We start from the raw sequence: 21,832 nt of genomic DNA, 5'->3' as shown, positions 1-21,832 counted from the left end.
CTTATCCGGCATAAAAAACGATCTTATTTCTGCGCGGCCAGCGCTTCTTTCACCCAGCCGTCAAACTGCTGCTGGTGGGCGTTGATCCAGCCGTCCACATGGCCCTGAACATCGGCTTCAGACGATTTACCGGCATGCATCATGGCGTTCTGCGCGTTGATATCCGCCAGCGGCAGCTTCATGATGGCGAACAGTTTCGCCGCCGCCGGGTTTTTCTCCGCCCATGCCTTATTGGCGACAATATGCATGGTATTAACCGGGAACCCATAGTTCGCGCCGTTCGGCAGTTTAGTATCAATATTTTTCTGTTCGCCCGGCAGGGAGGAGAACGGCACCTGTAGCCAGACGACATCTTTACCCGGCTTCATTACGTCGCTCACCCAGTACGGGGTCCAGGTGTAATACAGCACCGGCTTGCCTTCTTTAAAACGGGTAATGGTATCAGCCATCATCGCCGCATAGTTACCGTGGCTGACCTCAACGGTTTTTTGCAGATCAAACGCTTTATTCTGGTGATTGATCACGGCTTCGCAGCCCCAGCCCGGCGAGCAGCCCATCATGTCCGCTTTTCCGTCGCCATTGGTGTCGAAGATTTTGGCGATTTTCGGATCTTTTAGCTGAGCGATATTGGTGATGTTGTACTGCTCGGCGGTTTTTTTATCGATCAGATAGCCCTGCGCAGCGCCGGAGACAAAGACGCCCTCGCGGTAAAACTTTTTGTCTCCGCCTGCTGCGGCATACATATCATCATGCAGCGGCTGCCAGTTCACGGCGGTAAACGTCGCATCGCCAGAGGCGATGGAGGTATAGCCTACGTTGTAATCGACTTCACTCGGCTTATTTACGGTATAACCCAACTTTTCCAGCGCCCGGCTGACCAGTAACGTCTGGAAGGACTCTTCAGAAATCGTGCTTTGGATTGGTTGGACGGTAATGCCTTTGCCAGGCAGGTCGGCAGCGAAAGCGCTGGCGGTGACAAGGGTGGCAAACGCTGAGGCAAATATCACAGTATGTCGCATCGTTGTTCCTTTAATTATGGTAGGGAGTTGTAAGCCCGGTAAGCGCAATGTCACCGGGCGTCAGGAGAGTTACTTAACGAAAGGGCGGGTGATTAGCCCAACAGGACCGGTGGTATACCAGCGACGGTTACCGCGGCTACGCGAGTCGCGCCCGACGGCCTGCGTCAGACGGTCCAGAATGATGGCGAGAATCACAATGCCGACGCCGCCCACGGTTGCCAGCCCCATATCAAGACGACCAATGCCGCGTAATACCATCTGGCCAAGCCCGCCGACCGCAATCATCGAGGCGATGACGACCATTGAGAGAGCCAGCATCAGCGTCTGATTAACGCCTGCCATAATGGTGGGCATCGCCAGCGGTAGTTGCACTTTGAACAACATTTGGCGCGGGCTGGCGCCGAACGAGCGCGACGCTTCAATTAAGTCGGCAGGCACCTGGTTAATGCCCAGGATCGTCAGGCGTATAATCGGCGGTTGAGCAAAAATAATCGTCACCACCACGCCCGGCACGTTACCGATGCCGAATAACATGACAATCGGCACCAGATAGACAAACGCGGGCGTGGTCTGCATCGCATCCAGCAGCGGACGAACTATTTTGGCTGCGCGCGGGCTGCGCGCCAGCCAGATTCCCATCGGTAATCCGATCACGACGCAGAACAACAGGGCGGTCAGCACCAGCGCCAGGGTAATCATCGCCTGCGACCAGGCACCGATCGCGCCGATGGCGATCAGCGATATCAGCGCCGCGATCCCCATGCCCACGCCGGAAACCTGCCAGGCAATCAGCGCAAAGAGAATAATCGCCACAGGGGCGGGCATTCCCAGCAGCAGTTGCTGAAAGCCGTTAAGGATGTAATCCACCGGCACACGAATCCCCTGAAAAAGGGGACGGAAATGGGTGACGACCCAGTCGATTCCCTCTGTGACCCAGCTATCCAGCGGGATCAGCGTCTTATGGAATGGGTCCAGAAGAGAAAAGTGTTCAGGGGCTGGCGCGGGCGCGCTGTTCAACCAGTCGGTACTGCCGCCGTCCGTGGCTACGCCTGCCGGTGTTCCCCAGGCATCAGCCGTTTGCGTCGTAGTATCGGCCACCTGTGCGGTATCCCACGGATTCGTTTGATCAGCCATTGTTACCCCCCTCGCGATCTAAAGCCTGTAGCAACATACGTTTTGAAATAATGCCAACATACTGGTGTTCTTCATCGACAACCGGCACTGCGCAGGGTGCCTGGCCGACGTGAGAGAGCAACTCGCTGAGTGGGGTTTGCGCATCAACGACTAAAGGGTCGTCGATAAGCGCCGCTTCAATCCCTTGCGCCTGGCTTAATGCCGCTTTTAATGAGTCGATGGACACGACGCCCACGAATTTATTGCCACGCTCAATGACGTAACCATATTCACGGTCTTCATCCTGTAATAATTTCAGTGCCGAACGGGGACCGAAACCTGGCGTTTTACGAATTAAGCCGACCGGACTGCGACGGGCAATATCTTTGGCGCTAAAGACCTGACTAATATCCACGCCACGGAAGAACGTGCGGACATAATCATTTGCCGGATTATTCAGGATCTCATCCGGCGTACCAACCTGTACGACCTCGCCATTTTGCATAATGGCAATCCTGTCGCCAATACGCATAGCCTCATCAAGATCGTGGGAAATAAAGACAATGGTGCGCTGATGTTTCGCCTGTAATTTCACCAGCTCATCCTGCATTTCGGTACGAATTAATGGATCGAGGGCGGAAAATGCTTCATCCATTAATAAGATATCAGGGTTGATTGCCAGCGCGCGGGCAAGCCCAACACGCTGACGCATCCCACCGGAAAGTTCATCCGGATAGGCGTGAGCGTAATTCTCAAGCCCTACCTGACGCAAGGCGTCCAGCGCTTTTTCGCGACGCTCTTGCGCCGCGATGCCCGCTAATTCCATACCGAATGCCGTATTATCCAGCACGGTCATATGCGGCATGAGCGCAAATGACTGGAAGACCATCGCAATCTTTTTCCTGCGCACCTCGCGAAGCTCAGCGTCTGATATTTTGGCAATATCAACGCCGTCAATCAGTACCTGTCCGCGGGTGGGTTCAATCAGGCGATTGAGAAGGCGTACCATTGTGGATTTACCCGAGCCGGATAATCCCATGATGACAAATATCTCGCCTTCTTCAATGGCCAGACTGGCGTCTTTAACGCCAAGCGATAGCCCCGTTTTTTCCAGTATTTGCTCTTTCGATAGTCCCTTTTCAATATATTTGAAGGCACGCTGCGGATGCTCTCCAAATATTTTATACAGATTCTTCACTTCTAATTTAATTGCCATGCAATAGAATGATTCCTGTTATTTACTTATGTCGATATGTTACCTGATAGAAATAGTTACCTTTTTCTACCCTAACATACTCAGAATCTGAGACAACCCTGAATTTGCTTCTGGCATGAATATTGCGAGGTGCTATCGGCTGTGATTTCCCATGATATAAGGGCTGAACGCGAATGGGGAGGGAGAGATATTTTTTGAGACAACCAGCAAAAATCCACCTGAATTGGAGGAATCCAGGTGAATAATGTCACTCGTATTGAGTGTAGGACATGTTGTAATATTTGCGCGATTTAACCCGGTATTGCCTGAAATAAAGGCATGGGAAATGTAACGTTATTTCCCATGCCCGTAAGGTTAAAAATTCCAGTCTTCGTCTTCGGTTTCGACTGTTTTCCCCATCACATAAGATGAACCTGAGCCGGAAAAGAAATCATGGTTTTCGTCGGCATTCGGCGAGAGCGCGGCAAGGATTGCGGGATTCACGTCTGCCATCTCCGGCGGAAATAACGCCTCATAACCCAGGTTCATTAAGGCTTTATTGGCGTTGTAGCACAAGAAGGCTTTGACGTCGTTAACCCAGCCGGTTTCCGCATATAACGCTTCTGTGTAGCGGATTTCGTTGTCGTACAGTTCCATCAACAAATCCAGCGCGAAAAGCTTTAACTCTTCACGCTCGATTGCCGATAGTTTTTGTAGCGCTATCTGATACTTATAGCCAATATAATAACCGTGAACCGCTTCATCGCGAATGATTAAACGAATCAGGTCGGCAGTGTTCGTGAGCTTACCGCGGCTGGAGAAATACATCGGCAGCCAGAAGCCGGAATAGAACAGAAAAGACTCTAAAAAGACGCTGGCAATCTTTTTCTTTAGCGGTTCATCGCTGACGTAATGAGCCAAAATAATCTGCGCCTTACGCTGAAGCGGCGGGTTTTCTTCGCTCCAGGCGTAGGCGGCATCAACCTCTTTCGTCTGGCACAGCGTGGAAAAAATAGAACTGTAAGAGCGGGCGTGTACCGCTTCCATAAAGCTGATGTTCGACAGTACTGCCTCTTCATGCGGCGTGATGGCATCTGCCATTAACGACGGCGCGCCTGCGATGTTCTGGATAGTGTCGAGCAGCGTAAGACCCGTAAACACGCGAATGGTGAGCTGCTGTTCGGCGGCGCTTAGCGTCTGCCAGGCCGGAATATCATTCGATAACGGCACTTTTTCCGGCAGCCAGAAGTTACTGGTCAGCCGGTTCCACACCTCCAGATCTTTGTTGTCCTGGATCTTGTTCCAGTTGATGGCGCTAATACGAGATAATTTCATATGGCTTTCCTTATAGCGCGCAGGATACGCAGCCTTCAATTTCAGTACCTTCCAGCGCCAACTGGCGAAGCCGGATGTAATACAGTGACTTAATACCTTTTCGCCAGGCATAGATCTGCGCTTTGTTGATATCGCGGGTCGTGGCGGTATCGGGGAAAAACAGGGTGAGCGACAGCCCTTGATCGACGTGGCGCGTGGCCTCGGCATAGGTATCAATAATTTTTTCCGGACCGATATCGTAAGCATCCTGATACATGTCCAGATTTTCATTGGTCATAAACGGCGCGGGGTAATACACACGCCCGGTTTTGCCCTCTTTGCGAATCTCAATTTTGGCCACAATCGGATGAATGCTGGAAGTCGCATGATTAATGTAAGAAATCGAACCGGTCGGCGGCACCGCCTGCAAATTTTGGTTATAGATGCCATAGCGCATCACATCGTCGCGCAGCTTTAGCCACATTTCTCGTGTGGGCAGCGTAATGCCGCTGCGGGCAAATAGCGCCCTGACTTTCGCCGTTTTCGGTTGCCAGTCGTCCTGTAAATACTGCGTAAAATAGTCGCCGCTGGCATAGCGCGACTGCGCAAATCCGGCGAAGGTTTTGCCGCGTTCGCGGGCCAGCCGCATTGAAGTATGCACGGCATGCCAGGTAATGGTGTAAAAATAGAAATTGGTGAAATCCAACGCCTCCGGCGAACCGTAGGCAATGCCTTCTCTTGCCAGATAGCCATGCAGATTCATCTGGCCCAGACCGATGGCATGAGAGGCGGCATTACCGGCGGCTATTGAGGGCACGCTGCGTATATGGCTCATGTCCGACACCGCCGTCAGGCCGCGAATAGCGGTTTCTACGGTACGACCAATGTCCGGTGAATCCATGACGTGAGCGATATTCAGCGAGCCGAGATTGCAGGAGATGTCATGCCCGATGTGGGTATAGTCAAGGTTATCGTCGTAACGGGAGGCGCTATTGACCTGTAAAATTTCCGAGCACAGATTGCTCATATTAATGCGACCAGCAATGGGATTCGCGCGGTTTACCGTATCTTCAAACATGATGTAGGGATACCCGGATTCGAACTGAATCTCCGCCAGTGTTTGAAAAAAGTCACGGGCGTTAATATAGGTTTTACGCACGTGTGGATCGGCAATTAATTCATCGTACCGTTCGCTAATGGCGATATCGCCAAACGGTTTGCCGTAGCGTCGTTGTACGTCATAGGGCGAAAAGAGCGCCATTTGCGCGTTTTCTTTCGCCAGCCGGAAGGTGATATCCGGGATCACCACGCCGAGAGAGAGCGTTTTGATCCGGATTTTTTCGTCAGCATTTTCCCGTTTGGTATCCAGAAAACGCAGAATATCCGGGTGGTGCGCATGGAGATAAACCGCGCCGGCCCCCTGGCGCGCGCCAAGCTGGTTGGCATACGAAAACGCGTCTTCCAGCATTTTCATCACCGGGATCACGCCGGAAGACTGATTCTCAATGCGTTTGATCGGCGCGCCCGCCTCGCGCAGATTGGAGAGTAAAAACGCGACGCCGCCGCCGCGTTTGGAGAGTTGCAGCGCCGAATTCACCGCTCGCCCGATCGACTCCATATTGTCTTCGATACGGAGCAGGAAGCAGGAGACCAGTTCCCCACGCTGCTGTTTACCGCAATTTAAAAAAGTCGGGGTAGCGGGCTGAAAGCGACCAGAAAGCATTTCATCGGTCAGTTGGGTGGCCAGCGTTTCGTCACCCTGCGCCAGCGTCAACGCCACCATAGTCACCCGATCTTCAAAGTGTTCCAGATAACGTTTGCCGTCGAAGGTTTTCAGCGTGTAACTGGTATAGAACTTCCAGGCGCCAAGAAACGTCTGGAAGCGAAAGCCGCTGGCGTGGGCGTGCTCGAACAGGCGGAGGACGAAGGCGCGGTCGTAACGCGCGAGGACAGCGTCATCGTAATACCCTTCCCGAACCAGCGTCTCCAGACGTTCATGCTGGCTGGCAAACGTCACGGAATGCGGGCGGACGTGGGCGGCAAAGAAGGCGTCGATCGCCTGCTGGTCCTTGTCGAACTGAATATGGCCTGCTTTATCATAAAGATTCAGCATCGCGTTCAGGGCGTGGTAATCCATGGTTTCCTGCATTACGCGCTCCGGGATAGTTGTTGCCAAAATTCATTTACTCCTTTTCGGACGTTATCGATGTCGCGTTGTGTGCCCATGAGCTCAAAGCGGTACAGCCAGGGAACGCCGCATTTTTGTGCTATCACATCGCCAGCGCATCCCCAGGCATCGCCGAAATTGCGATTACCGGAGGCGATAACGCCGCGAATGCGCGCCCGGTTGTGTTCATCATTTAAAAAGCGGATCACCTGTCGCGGCACCGCACCGGCCATCCCGCCGCCGCCGTATGACGGCACAACCAGAATGTACGGTTCGTCTACCTGAATTCGCTCCCGTTCATTGAGCGGAATACGCGTGGCAGGCAGCCCCAGACGCTGCATAAAACGGTGCGTATTTTCAGAGCTGCTGGAGAAGTAGACGAGCGCGCTCATGCGTTTGCCGCGTGGGGTGTCGGGTGCAGACGGTTAATCATGTCCGGGCGGAAGCCAGACCAGCTCAAATCGCCCGCCATCACCACCGGTAATTGACGAAATCCTTGCGCCCGGAGCGTATCCGCTGCATCCGGCACCAGATCGACGTTCACCATCTCAAATTCAAATCCATGGCTTTCCATCGCCCGCTTTGTGGCGTGGCACTGAACACAGTTATTGCGAGTGTAAATAGTAATGCTCATGATTCGTATTTCCATTTAAAATGAGAAAACGGCGCGATGAAACGCGTCGGATTGTCGGGTGTTGATACAGGAAATACTAGATGTAGTTGAATTAAGATTCAACCATACAAGATATGGGAATTTTCGATTGGTTTTAACGCCGCTGATGAACGCAGTGGGGTAGGGGCGGCATGGCTAATTTTTGCCGGATGGCGGCGTGAATGCCAGATCCGGCCTGCAGGTTCACGCATAACAGAGTTGGCTGACATCAGCGCCATCCGGCAACAATGCGTCACATTCGCATACCGATCGCCAGACGGTTAAAGCAGTTCATTAAACCGATGGCGAAGGTCAGATCGCTGATTTGACGCGCGCTGAAATGATCGAGCAGCGGCAGGTAAACATTATCTTCGGCGTGGGTTTCAGCAATGTGCGTCACCGATTCCGCCCAGGCTAACGCCGCGCACTCTTGCTCGCTGAAATGGTGGCTTACCCGCCATCCTGCCAGCGCATCTAATTTAGCTTGATTTACGCCAGCCTTACGCAGCGCTTTACTGTGCATCTCCAGGCAAAATGCACAACCATTTATTTGCGAAACACGCAGGTAAATCAGCTCCATCAGAGTGAGGTCAAGCGTGCTCTTTTCCAGCGCGTTTTTCGCCTGCACCAGAGCGCTGTAAACCTCCGGGCTCAGTTCATAATAGGGTTGGCGTAACGTCGTCATCATGTTTCTCCTCGTGTTGATGACGAGCACTGTAGCACTATAATGGTCTGTAAAAGAGAGCCATATTTTTACAGAAAAAGCAGACCATATGCCGCGCTATCAGCACATCGCTCGTCAGTTAAAAACGGCCATTGAGCAAGGAGAACTCGCGCCCGGAACGCGTTTGCCGTCCAGTCGGACGTGGGCGCAGGAACTGGGCGTTTCTCGCGCCACGGTGGAAAATGCCTATGGCGAGCTGGTGGCGCAGGGCTGGCTGGAGCGACGTGGCCAGGCAGGCACGTTTGTGAGCAACGCTCTACGGTTTGAGACGGCGCCGCCGATACCCGCTGTTTTTGCCGGAGAAAGTCCGGAACCGAAACCCTTTCAGATGGGGTTACCGGCGCTGGATCTCTTTCCACGCGAGAAGTGGGCGCGAGTGATGGGGCGTCGGTTGCGCACGCAGACGCGCTTCGATCTGGCATTAGGCGACGTCTGCGGCGAGGCGATTTTGCGCCAGGCGATAGTCGATTACCTGCGGGTTTCACGTAGCATTGAATGTCTGCCGGAACAGGTATTTATTACCTCCGGATATGCGGATTCTATGCGGCTAATCCTGCGTACATTGTCTGTGCCGGGAGACAGCATGTGGGTGGAAGATCCCGGTTTTCCGTTAATTCGCCCGGTGATAACGCAGGAGGGGATTACGCTGGCGCCGATTCCGGTCGATGCCGATGGGCTGAGTGTCGCGGCGGGGATGCGGGATTGCCCGCAGGGGCGCTTTGCATTGGTGACGCCCGCCCATCAAAGTCCTTTGGGGGTAGCGCTGTCGTTAACTCGCCGACGGCAACTTCTGGCATGGGCGGCGAATGTGCAGGCCTGGATTATTGAAGATGATTACGACAGCGAATTTCGTTATCACGGTAAACCACTTCCGCCGCTCAAGAGTCTGGATGCCCCGCAGCGAGTGATTTACGCCGGAACGTTCAGTAAGTCGCTCTTTCCGGCATTACGTACCGCCTGGCTGGTGGTGCCGATAAAGCAGATTGAGCATTTCCGCCAGCAGGCGTCGCTGATGCCCTGTAGCGTACCGTTGTTATGGCAGCACACGCTGGCTGATTTTATCCGTGATGGCCATTTCTGGCGGCATCTGAAAAAGATGCGTCAACATTATGCTCAGCGACGGTTATGGATTGAAGAGGCGCTGGCAGAACAGGGATTTGTCGTGACATTACAGAAAGGCGGTATTCAATTGGTTATTGAGGTTGAAGGCGATGATAAAGCGCAGGTAGCGAAAGCGAATCAGGCCGGACTGGCGGTACAGGCGCTAAGCCGTTGGCGAGTGGTTTCGTCAGGAAAGGGGGGCATTTTACTGTCGTTTACCAATATTACTTCCGCTGGCATGGCGAAACAGGTCGCATGGCAGCTTCGACAGGCGATACAGTAACCGTTTCGCCGAATGGCGCGACCTGGGCCTGCGGCAATGATGCAGGCCCAATAAAGTATGTCGCCATCCGGCAGCGCACGTCGTTAGCGACGCAGGCTGAGCAGCGCCCCGATAAAAATCCCTACCGCTGCGGCGGTTCCTACGCTACACCAGGGTTTTTCACGCACAAACGTATCCGCGCACCCCATCGCATCACAGGCGGCTTGTTTTACGCGAGTACGACCCTGCATCCGCGCCCGGGTCTCTTTCAGCAACGCCTGTGCTTTACGTCGCGCAGCCTCGGCTTCGTCTTTCGCATCGCTTCCCCAGGATTTAAGGACATCTTCCAGACTGTCGGCTAATCGATTGACATCATTCTGAATATCCTGAACACCATCATCGACGTCGTTTCGGTTCGGTTTTTTAAGCATATGATCCTCCATTGATTTCGATGTAGCTTTCAGTGTAGTTCATATTTTTACCTGCTGAGGCTTGTTACGGCGATATCATGCGTTTCTGGACTTTTCTGAAAGCGTTGATAACGCGCTATCGGGTAAGGTAAGCCCGCAGTAAAAGAGAATGAGGATAAAATATGTATTTACGACCTGACGAGGTGGCGCGGGTACTGGAAAAGGCAGGGTTTACCGTCGATGTGGTGACGAATAAGACGTATGGTTATCGACGCGGCGAGAATTATGTTTATGTTAACCGCGAGGCGCGTATGGGGCGTACCGCGCTGATCATTCACCCCAGATTAAAAGACCGTAGCTCATCACTGGCTGACCCGGCTTCGGATATTAAAACCTGCGATCACTACCAAAATTTTCCGCTCTATTTAGGCGGCGAGACCCACGAACATTACGGTATTCCCCACGGCTTTAGCTCCCGAATAGCGTTAGAACGTTATCTGAACGGGCTTTTTGGCGACGAAAAAAGCGACTAAAAGCGCGACTGGCAATGCCAGTCGCGACGTTAACTTATGCCTTAGCCTGATGATAGCTGCTCACTTTAAACAGGCGACGACAATAATCCAGGAAGTAGCCATAAACCGCGCCCATTAACATTGAAACAACAATGTTTGAACTCACGGCGGCCACTATCTGATGCCAGCCGGCGCCGACGGTCAGCAAGATGATAATATAAACGGGTGACTGAAAGGTGACATAAGCCAATACATCCGCCAGGTTTTTGGCCCATCCCGCCGGGCTTGCCTTACGCGCGACGCGCATAATCAGATCGCGGTAAACGCCGTATGGCCATGCAATCAAAATGTTGACAGGTATCGCCACCAGCCTGGAAGAAAGCGACTGCTCAAAGCTCATTCCGGAGAGGAATATCTCGATCAACATGTTCACAACAGAACAGTAAACAACCATCGCAAACGTGTCTGCTACGGCATGACGCAAGCGTGACTGTGGAGAGAACATGTTAATGCTCCTTGTAGCGTATCGATCAGAATGAAGTGATGGTTGGTAGTGAAATCATAAAGCACTTTTGTCTTTGCATAGAGTATATCCCTATATAATAACTATCAACTAGTGTAATATTTTTATTTATAGGCTTTTTGTCGATAAAATACTCTACGATTGTGTGTTTTTTGCTCGCGGCGAGATTTTCGTTGTTGTTAGTCATTAATTACTTTTAAATCAATGTATTATAATGCATTGTTTTTCTGGCGATTTTCAGCCACATTCCAAATGTTGTCAGATGCGATCTATTCTCGGCTAACGGCACGCGTTCTACTTTTCTCAGCATAATCATAGCTATTGCAGGGTGATTTTTAGCATAAAGCTCTGATGATAATTTTTGAATGGTTAATCTCTTATTATGATGAAATATTCACTTCTGTATAAGGTCAGCCACCGTGAGGGTCACCGTGGCTACTGAGATACGCAATACGCTATATATTCTATGGATTTCGAATTGCTTAAAGGCGGCAAGAGAGTGAGTCACCAGGAGCATAGATAACGATGTGACTGGGGTGAGCGGCAAATCTGCCGGGAGCAGATTTGAACGTCGCGTGCGACGGCCCGTCAGGGCGAGGCCCATGGATGGGCCGGGTAATCCGTAGCCAACACATAAGCAACTTGAAGTATGAAGGGTATAAACAGCTGAACGGGAAACCTACAGATATACCGTAGGCAGAATAACCTGAAATACACAGGGGGTAATGAATATAACCTTCTGGTTAACAGATTAATATAATTAATGGAGTTATACTGAGTATATCTGTATGAACTTTAGGATCTGGAAATATAATCAATAATCGCATACAATACCGCCTGTAATAGTTTTTTGTTTTCTGCGTTAAAAGGTTTTTATTGATATGAATTTGATGTTACAGAACTTAAATAATATCCGCACGCTGCGCGCTATGGCTCGCGAATTCTCCATTGACGTTCTTGAAGAAATGCTCGAAAAATTCAGGGTTGTCACTAAAGAAAGACGCGAAGAAGAAGAATTGCAGCAACGCCAGCTTGCCGAGAAGCAGGAGAAAATTAATGCCTTTCTGGAGCTGATGAAAGCAGACGGTATTAACCCGGAAGAGTTATTTGCCATGGATTCAGCAATGCCGCGTTCTGCTAAAAAGCGCCAGCCGCGTCCGGCAAAATATCGTTTTACTGATTTCAATGGCGAAGAAAAAACCTGGACCGGACAAGGTCGTACGCCTAAACCGATTGCCCAGGCGCTGGCGGCGGGGAAATCTCTGGATGATTTCTTAATCTAATCACGGATAACCTTTAACGGATGGCGCTTCGTTTCCTGTCTCTATTAACCGGGACTCAGGGAACGTTGCGCCATGCTCATTCTGATAAATCAGCACACGCCAAAATCGCCCTCTTCGCAATAGGGGGTGACATCTTCCGCTTTGAGGATCAATTTTTCGCCCTGCTCATTGCTGGCCTGTACCGCGACAATATGATCCTCGTTGACTTCAATCACTTTCAGTTTCGGCCCCCCCATTCGGGGCTGTACAAAATCGCCTGGTGTGAACATCACGTCCTCCTGTTGAACAATGCTATAAACCCGCCTTCAGTCTACTACACACTTACCGACGCGTGGTGAAGGTACCGCTTAATGAGTACGGGTATTCCAGGGCATTTTTTCCAGTAGTCGCGCCATTCCGCAGAAGCCGGTCATGCCTGCCAGCATTAACCCGGCCCCGACAAAACCGCTAATGAGGAAAAAGCCGCCGTGGACCGTATAGCCCAGAATCACCCCAAGCAACGTCAACCCGCCGGCGGCGATTTGCACCTGACGCATCAGTGGCAACGGTTGCGATTTGTCTTCTGTGACGGGCAATCCTGCCGCTTTCCATCCGTCGATACCGCCTTCCAGTAGACTGACCTGAGCAGGGGCGGCAATGGCCTGTAGTTTTGCTGCATTGCTGCTGGTTCGTTTACCGGACTGACAGTGAAAAATAATCTGTTCCGCTCGCAGGTTGGCGGGCAAATCGCCCTGTTCAAGCCGGGAAAGCGGCGCCAGTTGCGCATGTGGAATATGCTCGCGCAGATATTCATCAGCGTCGCGCACATCAATCAGTTTCGCGCCTTGCGCTATCAGCGCTTGCGCCTCACGGGGGGAAACTATCCCAATGGACATCGTGCCTCCTTATGGACAATAGAGATTCTTTAACGTGGCGATAATCGTATTAACCGCCTTATTTTTAATGAAATAGTGAATGCGCTGGGCATCGCGTTGACTATCAATCAGTCCTTCTTCCCGCATCCGCGCCAGATGTTGCGACGTCGCGGAGGGGCTTAGCCCGGTAATGCGCGCCAGTTCGCCTGCGCTGGTTTTTGGCGAACCGCAAAGCATACATAAAATCAGTAATCTTTTTGGGTGGCTCATCGCTTTGAGCAGGGCCGCCGCCTGTTCTGCGCTGGCCTGAAGTTGTTCAAGCTCTGTCATAGTTATTTAAGTATTTTCTAAATTTAGTTAATTCTAAAATAAACATCAACCTAATGCCAGCGTAAAGAGCGTAAAGGAGGGTAAAAGCGCGGCGCGCGACTGGCAGGCTCAGGTAAACTGACTATGCTTAGAGATAAAATCTCTTTTTAAACAATGACTAATTTTGCTTGTATGGAGTGTATATGGGTTTCTGGAGAATTGTATTTACGATTATTTTGCCTCCGCTCGGCGTACTTTTAGGAAAAGGGTTCGGTTGGGCATTTATCCTTAATATCCTGCTGACATTACTCGGATATATTCCGGGGCTTATCCACGCATTTTGGGTTCAGATGCGTCATTAATTACCGGCCACCGGCGGCGCATAAGCGCCGCTTATCAGGATAACCTCATTCCCTCTGCTACACTTTTCTTTGTGTGTATTTTTGACAAGCGAGGTGAATATGGGACTTTTCAATTTTGTAAAAGATGCAGGTGAAAAACTCTGGGACGCGGTAACCGCTAATCATGATAAGGACGATCAGGCGAAAAAAGTCCAGGAACATTTAAATAAAACGGGAATACCCGACGCTGACAAAGTGAATGTGCAAATTGCTGATGGCAAAGCGACAGTGACGGGTGATGGGCTGAGTCAGGAGGCAAAAGAAAAAATTCTGGTTGCCGTGGGGAATATCGCCGGGATTAGCAGCGTTGACGATCAGGTTAAAACCACGACGCCGGCGGCTGAAAGTCAGTTTTATACCGTAAAATCAGGCGACACCCTGAGCGCTATTTCAAAGCAAGTGTATGGTAACGCCAATCTGTATAATAAAATCTTCGAGGCAAATAAACCGATGCTGAAAAGCCCGGAAAAAATATATCCGGGACAAGTGTTGCGTATTCCTGAAGAATAATGGCTATCAGGCCGCGCCAGGCTACATTTTTCCTGCCATCGCCTGGCGAATAATGGGAATCGGCGTCAGCAAATGCTGACGCATTAATTCGCTGGCGCGTGCCGCCTCGCGCGCCAGTATCGCTTCGGTTAGCGTGTGATGCTGAATATGTTTATCTTCCAGCATCTCGACGGACAGAACGGTTTCACGTAACCAAATAAAGCGGTAGCGGGCCGCCAGGTCAAATAAGCGTTCACGCATCTGTAGCAGATAGTGGGAGCCGCACCCGGCGACAATGGCGGAATGGAACGCCTGGTGGCGCTGGTCCCATTCATCGAGCATATGTTCACTGGCATCGCTGGCTTCCAGTTTACTGAGCATATGCGCTCGCGCCAGGATCTCCGCCTCCCACGCATCATCGCCGCGTTCAATCGCCAGGCGTACCAGCATTGCTTCCATATTGGCGCGCGCGTCAAAAATATCGAGGAGTTCCGCCTCTGACATGGATGCCACGCGATAGCCTTTTTGATTCACCACGGTGACCAGCCGTTCCGCCACCAGTTGTGACAGCGCCTCGCGCAGCGGCCCTACGCCGAGCGCATAGCGGGCGGTTAATAAACTCATCCGCAGTTTCTCATCCGGCTGATAAGTGCCGCGAATAATGTCATTTTTAAGCCAGCGATAGCCATCTATGGCCGTCGGTTGGGAAAGGGCGGTCATCTTTTACTCCTGAGAAGCTTCCCGGCTGACGCCGGGAATAACTAACGTAGGTTTTGCAGGGGGGCTTTTTGCCACCTTATCAGTTTTTTCCAGCGAGACATAATGGGGACAGTACCTATTATGCCCAGCCCTAACAGCCCCGTCGAAATGACTTCTAATTGCTGTGCCGGTCGAAATAGCATCACCACCAGAACAAAGCAGATAAAGCCGATAACCAGCCAGGTGAGCCACGGATAAAGCCACATTTTCAACTTAATTTCTCCGCCCTGCGCCAGCAGAATTTTACGCATCCGCAATTGCGAAATCGCAATCACCAGATAGACCAGCAGCGCGATGGCGCCAGAACTGTCGATAAGAAATTTAAACACTTTTGCCGGGGCGTAATAATTGACGACAACGGTTAAAAAGGCCGCGCCGGTAGAGAGGAGAACCGCCACCCAGGGCGTTTTGCTACGGTTAGTTTTTCCCATTATCGTAGGCGCATCGCCGCGGCGACTAAGGGAATAGAGCATCCGGGAGGCGGTATATAATGCGGAGTTCAGACAACTGGTCACCGACAACAAAATCACGCAGTCCATAATGAATTTTGCGTGCGGAATATGAAGCAGCTCCAGTACCGAACGGTACGAACCTACACTTTTCAGACCCGGCATATTCCACGGGATCAGCGCCACCACCACAAAAATGGAACACAGGTAAAAGATGGAAATTCGCCAGATAACAGAATTGGTGGCGCGTACGATATGTTTATCCGGCGTATCGGATTCCGCGGCAGCAATAGTGACGATTTCCGCGCCCATAAAAGAGAACATGGTGATCAACATGGCGCTTAACACCGCGCCGAAGCCGTTAGGCATAAAACCGCCGTGATCCCATAGCCGGGAGATACCGCTTACCTCGGCATATGGATAAAAACCGCTAATCGCCGTCGCGCCCAGCGCGATAAACGCCAGGATAGCAATCACTTTACATAGCGCCAGCCAGAATTCGAATTCGCCGTAATTTTTGACGCTCAATAAATTGCTTCCGGTTAAGGCAAGCGTAATCACTAATGAAAATAGCCACACCGGAATACCCGGTATCCATGAATTCAGAATAATGGCGGCAATATTGGCCTCCAGCGGAATAACCAGCACCCAAAACCACCAGTATAACCAGCCGATGGTATACCCGGCCCAGGGGCCGATCGCTTTATCCGCATAGGTGGAAAAAGAACCGGTATCCGGCGTGGCGACGGCCATTTCAGCCAGCATTCGCATAATCATGACGACTAAAAGTCCTGCGAACAGATAGGCCAGCAGTACCGCAGGGCCGGCCTCCGCAATCGCCACGCTGGAACCGACAAACAGGCTGGCGCCGATGACGCCGGCGATCGATAACATGGTGACGTGGCGTGATTTCAGCCCGCCCCCTAATGCATGTGATTCTGACAATTGCCCCATCCTAAAACCTCTTTATTGTTATTGCGCTCGTTTACCGGATGGCGCCTGGCTTAATTATTCGGCCTACAATCGAAACGGTTTTTGTAGGCCGAATAAGACAGTTATGTCGCCATCCGACGCTGCTTATTGGACATTACGCTTGTTTCGCCTCATCAAAGCACTGGGCGATAATCTCCAGGCCTTGCCGAATCTGCGAGGCCTCAATAGTGAGTGGAACGAGGATGCGCAAGATGTTGTAGTAAGGACCGCAGGAGAGCAGAATTAACCCTTTCTCGCGGGCGCGGGCCACAATGTCGGCGGTCAGAGCCGCGTTCGGTTTGCCGGGGTCGCCATTTTCGAACAACTCAATGGCGATCATGGCGCCCAGTCCGCGCACGTCGCCAATCTCACGGTGCGTTTCCGCTATCTCCATCAGGCCATCGCGCAGCGTTTTGCCAAGCGTATTTGCCTTTTGCAGTAGATTTTCCTGCTCGAAAATGTCCAGTACCGCCAGCGCGGCGGCGCAGGCAATCGGGTTTCCGGCATAAGTGCCGCCCAGACCGCCCGGCGCGATAGCGTCCATCACGTCTGCCCGGCCGGTAACGCCTGCCAGCGGAAAGCCGCCGGCAATCGATTTCGCAAACGTGGTAATATCTGCCGCAACGCCCATCTGTTCCATGGCGAACAGCGTACCGGTCCGGCCCGCGCCGCTTTGCACTTCGTCGGCAATCAACATAATGCCGTGTTGGTCGCATAGCGCGCGCAGTCGCTGCATAAACGCGGGAGAGGCGGCGTAAAATCCGCCTTCGCCCTGTACCGGCTCAATAATAATGGCGGCGATATCTTCCGGCGCGGCATCATTTTTAAAGATGCGTTCAATGCTGGCGATCGCGTCGTCATCGCTGATGTTGTGAAGCGGGCAAGGATAAAGCGCGCGGTAGACGTGGCCTGGCATCAATCCCATACCAGCAGAGTACGGGTGTACTTTCCCGGTCAGAGAGAGCGTGTAGTGGGTACGACCGTGGTAAGCGCCGCTAAACGCGATAGCGCCGCTGCGTTTTGTCGCCGCGCGGGCGATTTTCACGGCGTTTTCAACCGCTTCTGAACCGGTCGTGACCAGCAACGTTTTTTTGGCGAAATCGCCCGGTACCTTCTGGTTCATGCGTTCGCACAACGCCAGATACGGTTCATAGGCCAGCACCTGAAAACAGGTATGCGACAATTTCTTCAACTGCGCTTCCACCGCTGAAACAATGCCCGGATGTAAATGACCGGTGTTCAGGACGGCAATGCCGCCCGCGAAATCGAGATACTCACGGCCTTCGACATCCCAGACCCGACAATTTTCCGCCCGCTCGGCGAAAATCGGGTGAATCTGGCCCACGCCGCGAGGAACGGCGTTATGACGGCGCTGCATTAAAGCGTTATTGGTATTCATTAGCGACTCTCCTGTTAAAGGCCGATGCACATATATTTGATTTCTAAATAATCTTCGATGCCGTATTTGGAACCTTCACGGCCTAATCCGGAGGCCTTAATACCGCCGAAAGGCGCGACTTCGTTGGAGATAATGCCGGTATTAATACCGACGATGCCGTATTCCAGCGCTTCGCCGACGCGGAAAACGCGGCTTAAATCGCGTGCATAAAAATAGGCTGCCAGGCCGAACTCGGTATCGTTAGCCTGCCTGATGACATCCGCCTCGTCGCTGAAGCGGAACAGAGGCGCGAGTGGCCCGAATGTCTCTTCTTTGGCGACTTTCGCGTTATCAGGGACATCCGCCAGAATGGTCGGTTGAAAGAAGTTGCCGCCCAATTTGTGCGCTTCACCGCCCGTAATGACGCGGGCGCCTTTTTCCAGCGCGTCGGCGATATGCTCCTGGACTTTCGCCACGGCTTTTTCATCAATCAGCGGCCCGATAGCGACGTCGGCTTGCAGGCCGTCGCCGACCGCGAGCTTATTTACCGCCTGGTTGAGTTTTTCCGCAAAACGATCGTAAACGCCGTCCTGAACATACAATCTATTGGCGCAGACACAGGTCTGCCCGGCGTTGCGAAACTTCGAAGCCAGCGCGCCTTCGACGGCTTTATCCAGATCGGCATCGTCAAAGACGATAAACGGCGCATTGCCGCCCAACTCCAGCGACACTTTTTTAATGTCTTTGGCGCATTGTTCCATTAGCTGGCGGCCAATCTCCGTCGAGCCGGTAAACGACAGTTTGCGTACCAGCGGGTTGCTGGTCAGCTCGCCGCCGATATCGCCTGCCGAACCGGTAACGACGTTAAATACGCCTGCGGGAATTCCGGCGCGCTGGGCCAGTTCCGCCAGCGCCAGCGCGGAAAACGGCGTCTGGCTGGCGGGTTTGAGTACCATTGTGCAGCCTGCGGCCAGCGCGGGGCCGGCTTTACGGGTGATCATTGCCGAGGGAAAGTTCCACGGGGTAATCGCGGCGGTGACGCCGATGGGCTGCTTAATCACCAGCAGCCGTTTATCGGCCTGATGACCTGGAATCGTGTCGCCATAGATACGTTTCCCCTCTTCGGCGAACCATTCAATAAACGAGGCGGCGTAGCTAATTTCGCCTTTCGCTTCCGCCAGCGGTTTGCCCTGTTCCAGCGTCATCAGACGCGCCAAATCGTCCTGATGTTCCATCATCAGATTGAACCAGCGACGCAGGATATTGGCTCGCTCTTTGGCGGTGAGCGCGCGCCAGGCGGGCAGGGCGCGATTGGCGGCGTTGATGGCGTCGCGCGTCTCTTCCGCCCCCATTTTGGGCACATTGCCGAGCGGTTTCCCGTTGGCGGGGTTGCTCACGGGGATGACATCGCCGCCGCGCGCGTCGCGCCAGTCGCCATCGATAAAGGCCTGCTGGCGGAACAGGGTAGAGTCGTTAAGTTGCATAATTGCTTCCTGTCTGAAGGGTTAACGGGTAAATGCGGCGTGTAATGCGTCCACGCTGCGTGCCGCACGCAGCGTACGTCCGGGGTTGCTCTGGCTTGCGCGTAGCGCCTGAACTTTGCTGACGATATGCGCGCCGATAGGTATCGCGGATGTCGCCGCCGGGGAGGGGGCGTTACAGGTGTGAATGGAACGCGGCGTCGTGACAAACAGAAAATCATCAATCAGTTTGCCGTCCGGCGAAACCGCCTGCGCCCGCACGCCTGCCGGCCAGGGCTGGAGATCGTTGACGGTCAGGCTGGGGCAATACTTTTGTACTCGCCGCAAATAGCCGCTTTTGCACAGCGAGTTTTTCATCTCGCCCAGTCCGGAAAGCAGATGGTTTTGCAGTACGCGGCGAATGCCGGCGGAGCGGAAAATCTCCAGGGTGTCGGTGAAGGAAACGTCGCGCTTACGGTAGCCTTCGCGTTTAAGCGCCAGCACCGCATTCGGCCCGACCGTGACGCTGCCGTCGATCATGCGGGTAAGATGGACGCCGAGAAACGGCATTGCCGGATCGGGGATCGGGTAGATCAAATGGTTAACGATCCGGTTGTGTCGCGGGGCCAGACGAAAGTACTCGCCGCGGAAAGGGCAGATAATAAAACCGGGCTCCACGCCCAGCATTTTGACCAGCCGATCCGCCATTAGCCCTGCACAGCCGATAAGCGTAGCGGTTTCGATTTCCCGACCTTGCGAGGTGCGAATGACAACGCCAGCGGCATGTTCTGTTAGCGCGCTGACCTCGGCATGGTAGATGATCTCGCCGCCTTTGGCCTGAAAGCGGTTCGCCATGGCCGTCGCGACATCGCGATAGCTGACAATCCCGCTGGAAGGGACAAAAATCCCGCCCAGGCCAATGATATTGGGTTCGCGTTCACGCAGTTCCGCCGCGCTTAACCACTCGCGCTCTAAGCCGTTGGCCGCCGTCCGCTCCCATAGCGCGCGCATCCGCGCCATTTCCAGCTCCGAGGTGGCGACCAACATTTTGCCGCAGGTGTCGTAGCGGATGTTGTTTTGATCGCAAAAGGTTTTGGTCGCCTGATTGCCTGCCAGACAAAACTGCGCTTTGAGGCTGCCGGGCGTGTAGTACACCCCGGCATGGATTACGCCGCTGTTATGCCCGGTCTGGTGGCAGGCTGGCGCGGACTCTTTTTCCAGCAACGCGATGCGCGCATCCGGGTAAACATCAATAAGTTGCATGGCGGTCGACATGCCGATAATGCCGCCGCCGATAATCACAAAATCATACATCCGCGTAATTCCTTCGCCGTGGCGCTTATTGGTGAGTTTGATAATGGCTGGCGGCGTAGGCGAAGTAACCGCGCTGGCGCATCAGTTCGCGACGCAAGTCAGGATGCGGCGTAAAACGATCGCGTCCATGTAGCCAGAACAGATTGTTAATCAGCAGGAATTTGCCGACCGGTACCGGTACGGAGAGGATGTTTTGACTGGTTTCCAGCGCGTCTGAAAGCTCGCTGAGCCAGACGCCTTCTTCAAAGTCTTTTGGCTGGACGAACTGGTCGATATAACGCATGACCGGGCGGCCTTGTTGGTCGACATCAAACACCGGGTGCCAGACGTCATGGCTAACATTCTTGCTTGGCGGCGCCGCCCAGCGCATGACGCGACGCGCCAGCGGATGGGTAAAAAACGACTCCAGATGTTCCCAGTCATCAAGGTGCAGCAGCAGCGAATTACCGCCTTCCATATTTTGTTCGTCGATTTTCATCATCAGCACGTAGTCGGTCACCTCCTCAACATAGGTGCCGTCATTGTGCAGTTCCATTACGCGGTGGGGCTGGCGCAGATAACTGTCTGAGTTGTCGACGTTTTTGACCACGAAACGCGCGTAATACTGGCCGCTCATCGCATCGTAGTTGGAGCGACCAATAAGATGCGCCACCGCCGTCGCCAGTTTGACCATCTCTTCTGCCTGTGCGACATCATCGATCCCTTCGGCGCTGATCAACAGCGCGCCTTGTGCACGGTTGAGGAGCGTTTTGATCAACAGAGGTTGTAGCTGATTGCCGCACAGATCGTCGAGGATCTTGCCGATTTTGAAACGTAAGAAAGATTTGTATTCCAGCGCCTGCACCGGCCACTGCGCAACCTGATGGAGAAATTGTCTTGTGGTATCCGCCGTAAACGTTAACGCCAGCAGGCGCGGCGACTGCGCCGAAGGGGCAAGGGTGAAACCAGTATGGCGTTGGGCTAAATCATCTGTGTTCGCTTTTACGGCAGTCAGTGCATTCATCAGAATCATTCCTCTCGGTAGATGGTCAGGGAGACATGGCGATGCTCATTTCGTAGCCATAAATTAAAAATATCGACATTTTTCAGGAACGCGTATGAAATAACCGCTTTTGTTTAATTATTGTGATCAAAAACAACAAATATTTAACAATGCGAAAGGTGAGGTTAAC

24 protein-coding genes are annotated in these 21,832 nt (G+C 52.8%); 5 read left to right on the top strand and 19 right to left on the bottom strand.

The features are described from left to right. Positions 1-23: 23 nt before the first annotated feature. The 8 genes from proX to NA389_RS12185 all read right to left on the bottom strand — a co-directional run bounded on the left by proX (position 24) and on the right by NA389_RS12185 (position 8,145). Entirely contained in the window at positions 24-1,019 is a 996-nt protein-coding gene (proX, locus tag NA389_RS12220) for a glycine betaine/L-proline ABC transporter substrate-binding protein ProX (RefSeq protein WP_001216613.1), read from the bottom strand. Between the two features lie 69 nt (positions 1,020-1,088). Beyond that, positions 1,089-2,153, bottom strand: a complete 1,065-nt coding sequence (gene proW, locus NA389_RS12215; protein ID WP_000775016.1) for a glycine betaine/L-proline ABC transporter permease ProW — start codon at positions 2,151-2,153, stop codon at positions 1,089-1,091. Next, positions 2,146-3,348 carry a glycine betaine/L-proline ABC transporter ATP-binding protein ProV gene (gene proV / locus NA389_RS12210; RefSeq protein WP_000985529.1) on the bottom strand — a complete coding sequence of 401 codons (1,203 nt, stop codon included), beginning with the start codon at positions 3,346-3,348 and terminating at the stop codon, positions 2,146-2,148. Before proV ends, proW begins: the two co-directional genes overlap by 8 nt. 354 nt (positions 3,349-3,702) lie before the next feature. After that, entirely contained in the window at positions 3,703-4,662 is a 960-nt protein-coding gene (nrdF, locus tag NA389_RS12205) for a class 1b ribonucleoside-diphosphate reductase subunit beta (protein ID WP_000777911.1), read from the bottom strand. 10 nt (positions 4,663-4,672) lie between these two features. Beyond that, complete coding sequence (gene nrdE, locus NA389_RS12200) at positions 4,673-6,790, bottom strand: class 1b ribonucleoside-diphosphate reductase subunit alpha (protein ID WP_001543279.1); 2,118 nt, start codon at positions 6,788-6,790, stop codon at positions 4,673-4,675. After that, complete coding sequence (nrdI, locus tag NA389_RS12195; protein ID WP_001275402.1) at positions 6,790-7,200, bottom strand: class Ib ribonucleoside-diphosphate reductase assembly flavoprotein NrdI; 411 nt, start codon at positions 7,198-7,200, stop codon at positions 6,790-6,792. The genes nrdE and nrdI overlap by 1 nt, the downstream gene beginning before the upstream one ends. After that, positions 7,197-7,442 carry a glutaredoxin-like protein NrdH gene (gene nrdH / locus NA389_RS12190; protein ID WP_000028865.1) on the bottom strand — a complete coding sequence of 82 codons (246 nt, stop codon included), beginning with the start codon at positions 7,440-7,442 and terminating at the stop codon, positions 7,197-7,199. Before nrdH ends, nrdI begins: the two co-directional genes overlap by 4 nt. Positions 7,443-7,713: 271 nt before the next feature. Then, complete coding sequence (locus NA389_RS12185; protein WP_000209808.1) at positions 7,714-8,145, bottom strand: carboxymuconolactone decarboxylase family protein; 432 nt, start codon at positions 8,143-8,145, stop codon at positions 7,714-7,716. Between the two features lie 88 nt (positions 8,146-8,233). Between NA389_RS12185 and NA389_RS12180 the strand changes: the two genes are divergently transcribed. Continuing rightward, entirely contained in the window at positions 8,234-9,568 is a 1,335-nt protein-coding gene (locus tag NA389_RS12180; RefSeq protein WP_001138473.1) for a PLP-dependent aminotransferase family protein, read from the top strand. An 83-nt stretch (positions 9,569-9,651) separates the two neighbouring features. On the opposite strand, the gene NA389_RS12175 is transcribed toward NA389_RS12180, so the two are convergent. Then, a complete protein-coding gene (locus NA389_RS12175; RefSeq protein ID WP_001549924.1) occupies positions 9,652-9,978 on the bottom strand; it encodes a DUF883 domain-containing protein in 327 nt (108 codons plus the stop codon). Positions 9,979-10,139: 161 nt separating this feature from the next. Here NA389_RS12175 and NA389_RS12170 point away from each other — a divergent pair, with 161 nt between their 5' ends. Next, positions 10,140-10,490: a DUF2002 family protein gene (locus tag NA389_RS12170; protein WP_000281304.1), complete on the top strand. Its 351-nt coding sequence runs from the start codon at positions 10,140-10,142 to the stop codon at positions 10,488-10,490. A gap of 34 nt (positions 10,491-10,524) precedes the next feature. On the opposite strand, the gene alaE is transcribed toward NA389_RS12170, so the two are convergent. Then, positions 10,525-10,974, bottom strand: coding sequence for an L-alanine exporter AlaE (gene alaE / locus NA389_RS12165; RefSeq protein ID WP_000492669.1), 450 nt, complete (start codon positions 10,972-10,974; stop codon positions 10,525-10,527). An 899-nt stretch (positions 10,975-11,873) separates the two neighbouring features. On the opposite strand from alaE, the gene stpA reads away from it, so the two are divergent. Continuing rightward, a complete protein-coding gene (stpA, locus tag NA389_RS12160) occupies positions 11,874-12,275 on the top strand; it encodes a DNA-binding protein StpA (RefSeq protein ID WP_001051100.1) in 402 nt (133 codons plus the stop codon). 89 nt (positions 12,276-12,364) lie between these two features. Here the strand turns inward: stpA and NA389_RS12155 are convergent, their stop codons facing one another. The 3 genes from NA389_RS12155 to NA389_RS12145 all read right to left on the bottom strand — a co-directional run bounded on the left by NA389_RS12155 (position 12,365) and on the right by NA389_RS12145 (position 13,459). Then, on the bottom strand, positions 12,365-12,544 hold the full coding sequence (locus NA389_RS12155) for a hypothetical protein (protein ID WP_000494935.1): 180 nt from the start codon (positions 12,542-12,544) through the stop codon (positions 12,365-12,367). Between the two features lie 78 nt (positions 12,545-12,622). Beyond that, positions 12,623-13,150 carry a rhodanese family protein gene (locus NA389_RS12150; RefSeq protein ID WP_000022011.1) on the bottom strand — a complete coding sequence of 176 codons (528 nt, stop codon included), beginning with the start codon at positions 13,148-13,150 and terminating at the stop codon, positions 12,623-12,625. Between the two features lie 9 nt (positions 13,151-13,159). Next, entirely contained in the window at positions 13,160-13,459 is a 300-nt protein-coding gene (locus tag NA389_RS12145) for an ArsR/SmtB family transcription factor (protein WP_000137434.1), read from the bottom strand. Positions 13,460-13,641: 182 nt separating this feature from the next. On the opposite strand from NA389_RS12145, the gene NA389_RS12140 reads away from it, so the two are divergent. Then, positions 13,642-13,800, top strand: a complete 159-nt coding sequence (locus tag NA389_RS12140; RefSeq protein ID WP_000508175.1) for a YqaE/Pmp3 family membrane protein — start codon at positions 13,642-13,644, stop codon at positions 13,798-13,800. Between the two features lie 99 nt (positions 13,801-13,899). Continuing rightward, positions 13,900-14,349, top strand: coding sequence for a peptidoglycan-binding protein LysM (gene lysM / locus NA389_RS12135; protein ID WP_000522406.1), 450 nt, complete (start codon positions 13,900-13,902; stop codon positions 14,347-14,349). A gap of 21 nt (positions 14,350-14,370) precedes the next feature. Here the strand turns inward: lysM and csiR are convergent, their stop codons facing one another. The 6 genes from csiR to glaH form a co-directional block, all read right to left on the bottom strand. Next, positions 14,371-15,048, bottom strand: coding sequence for a DNA-binding transcriptional regulator CsiR (gene csiR / locus NA389_RS12130; protein ID WP_000126152.1), 678 nt, complete (start codon positions 15,046-15,048; stop codon positions 14,371-14,373). A 41-nt stretch (positions 15,049-15,089) separates the two neighbouring features. Next, positions 15,090-16,490, bottom strand: coding sequence for a GABA permease (gabP, locus tag NA389_RS12125; RefSeq protein ID WP_000531289.1), 1,401 nt, complete (start codon positions 16,488-16,490; stop codon positions 15,090-15,092). A gap of 133 nt (positions 16,491-16,623) precedes the next feature. Continuing rightward, positions 16,624-17,907, bottom strand: a complete 1,284-nt coding sequence (gabT, locus tag NA389_RS12120) for a 4-aminobutyrate--2-oxoglutarate transaminase (protein ID WP_001095554.1) — start codon at positions 17,905-17,907, stop codon at positions 16,624-16,626. 14 nt (positions 17,908-17,921) lie between these two features. Then, the gene (gene gabD, locus NA389_RS12115) at positions 17,922-19,370 is read right to left on the bottom strand and encodes an NADP-dependent succinate-semialdehyde dehydrogenase (protein WP_001176529.1); all 1,449 of its coding nucleotides are present in this window, start codon (positions 19,368-19,370) and stop codon (positions 17,922-17,924) included. 21 nt (positions 19,371-19,391) lie between these two features. Beyond that, complete coding sequence (lhgO, locus tag NA389_RS12110; protein ID WP_000271907.1) at positions 19,392-20,660, bottom strand: L-2-hydroxyglutarate oxidase; 1,269 nt, start codon at positions 20,658-20,660, stop codon at positions 19,392-19,394. A gap of 25 nt (positions 20,661-20,685) precedes the next feature. Continuing rightward, positions 20,686-21,663, bottom strand: coding sequence for a glutarate dioxygenase GlaH (glaH, locus tag NA389_RS12105; RefSeq protein WP_000993100.1), 978 nt, complete (start codon positions 21,661-21,663; stop codon positions 20,686-20,688). Positions 21,664-21,832: the final 169 nt, after the last annotated feature.

The sequence above is a fragment of the Salmonella sp. NW645 genome, assembly GCF_051703725.1.
Classification (GTDB): Bacteria; Pseudomonadota; Gammaproteobacteria; order Enterobacterales; family Enterobacteriaceae; genus Salmonella; species Salmonella enterica.
This window is presented reverse-complemented; position numbering and strand designations above follow the sequence as displayed.

Bases quoted from the DNA above. Each gene is read 5' to 3' on its own strand.
- gabP (WP_000531289.1), bottom strand. From the start codon at position 16,490: ATGGGGCAATTGTCAGAATCACATGCATTAGGGGGCGGGCTGAAATCA.
- NA389_RS12150 (WP_000022011.1), bottom strand. From the start codon at position 13,150: ATGTCCATTGGGATAGTTTCCCCCCGTGAGGCGCAAGCGCTGATAGCG.
- NA389_RS12170 (WP_000281304.1), top strand. From the start codon at position 10,140: ATGTATTTACGACCTGACGAGGTGGCGCGGGTACTGGAAAAGGCAGGG.
- proX (WP_001216613.1), bottom strand. From the start codon at position 1,019: ATGCGACATACTGTGATATTTGCCTCAGCGTTTGCCACCCTTGTCACC.
- lhgO (WP_000271907.1), bottom strand. From the start codon at position 20,660: ATGTATGATTTTGTGATTATCGGCGGCGGCATTATCGGCATGTCGACC.
- NA389_RS12185 (WP_000209808.1), bottom strand. From the start codon at position 8,145: ATGACGACGTTACGCCAACCCTATTATGAACTGAGCCCGGAGGTTTAC.
- alaE (WP_000492669.1), bottom strand. From the start codon at position 10,974: ATGTTCTCTCCACAGTCACGCTTGCGTCATGCCGTAGCAGACACGTTT.
- NA389_RS12155 (WP_000494935.1), bottom strand. From the start codon at position 12,544: ATGTTCACACCAGGCGATTTTGTACAGCCCCGAATGGGGGGGCCGAAA.
- gabT (WP_001095554.1), bottom strand. From the start codon at position 17,907: ATGAATACCAATAACGCTTTAATGCAGCGCCGTCATAACGCCGTTCCT.
- proV (WP_000985529.1), bottom strand. From the start codon at position 3,348: ATGGCAATTAAATTAGAAGTGAAGAATCTGTATAAAATATTTGGAGAG.
- glaH (WP_000993100.1), bottom strand. From the start codon at position 21,663: ATGAATGCACTGACTGCCGTAAAAGCGAACACAGATGATTTAGCCCAA.
- NA389_RS12140 (WP_000508175.1), top strand. From the start codon at position 13,642: ATGGGTTTCTGGAGAATTGTATTTACGATTATTTTGCCTCCGCTCGGC.
- stpA (WP_001051100.1), top strand. From the start codon at position 11,874: ATGAATTTGATGTTACAGAACTTAAATAATATCCGCACGCTGCGCGCT.
- nrdI (WP_001275402.1), bottom strand. From the start codon at position 7,200: ATGAGCGCGCTCGTCTACTTCTCCAGCAGCTCTGAAAATACGCACCGT.
- csiR (WP_000126152.1), bottom strand. From the start codon at position 15,048: ATGACCGCCCTTTCCCAACCGACGGCCATAGATGGCTATCGCTGGCTT.
- lysM (WP_000522406.1), top strand. From the start codon at position 13,900: ATGGGACTTTTCAATTTTGTAAAAGATGCAGGTGAAAAACTCTGGGAC.
- NA389_RS12175 (WP_001549924.1), bottom strand. From the start codon at position 9,978: ATGCTTAAAAAACCGAACCGAAACGACGTCGATGATGGTGTTCAGGAT.
- nrdE (WP_001543279.1), bottom strand. From the start codon at position 6,790: ATGCAGGAAACCATGGATTACCACGCCCTGAACGCGATGCTGAATCTT.
- NA389_RS12180 (WP_001138473.1), top strand. From the start codon at position 8,234: ATGCCGCGCTATCAGCACATCGCTCGTCAGTTAAAAACGGCCATTGAG.
- nrdF (WP_000777911.1), bottom strand. From the start codon at position 4,662: ATGAAATTATCTCGTATTAGCGCCATCAACTGGAACAAGATCCAGGAC.
- nrdH (WP_000028865.1), bottom strand. From the start codon at position 7,442: ATGAGCATTACTATTTACACTCGCAATAACTGTGTTCAGTGCCACGCC.
- NA389_RS12145 (WP_000137434.1), bottom strand. From the start codon at position 13,459: ATGACAGAGCTTGAACAACTTCAGGCCAGCGCAGAACAGGCGGCGGCC.
- proW (WP_000775016.1), bottom strand. From the start codon at position 2,153: ATGGCTGATCAAACGAATCCGTGGGATACCGCACAGGTGGCCGATACT.
- gabD (WP_001176529.1), bottom strand. From the start codon at position 19,370: ATGCAACTTAACGACTCTACCCTGTTCCGCCAGCAGGCCTTTATCGAT.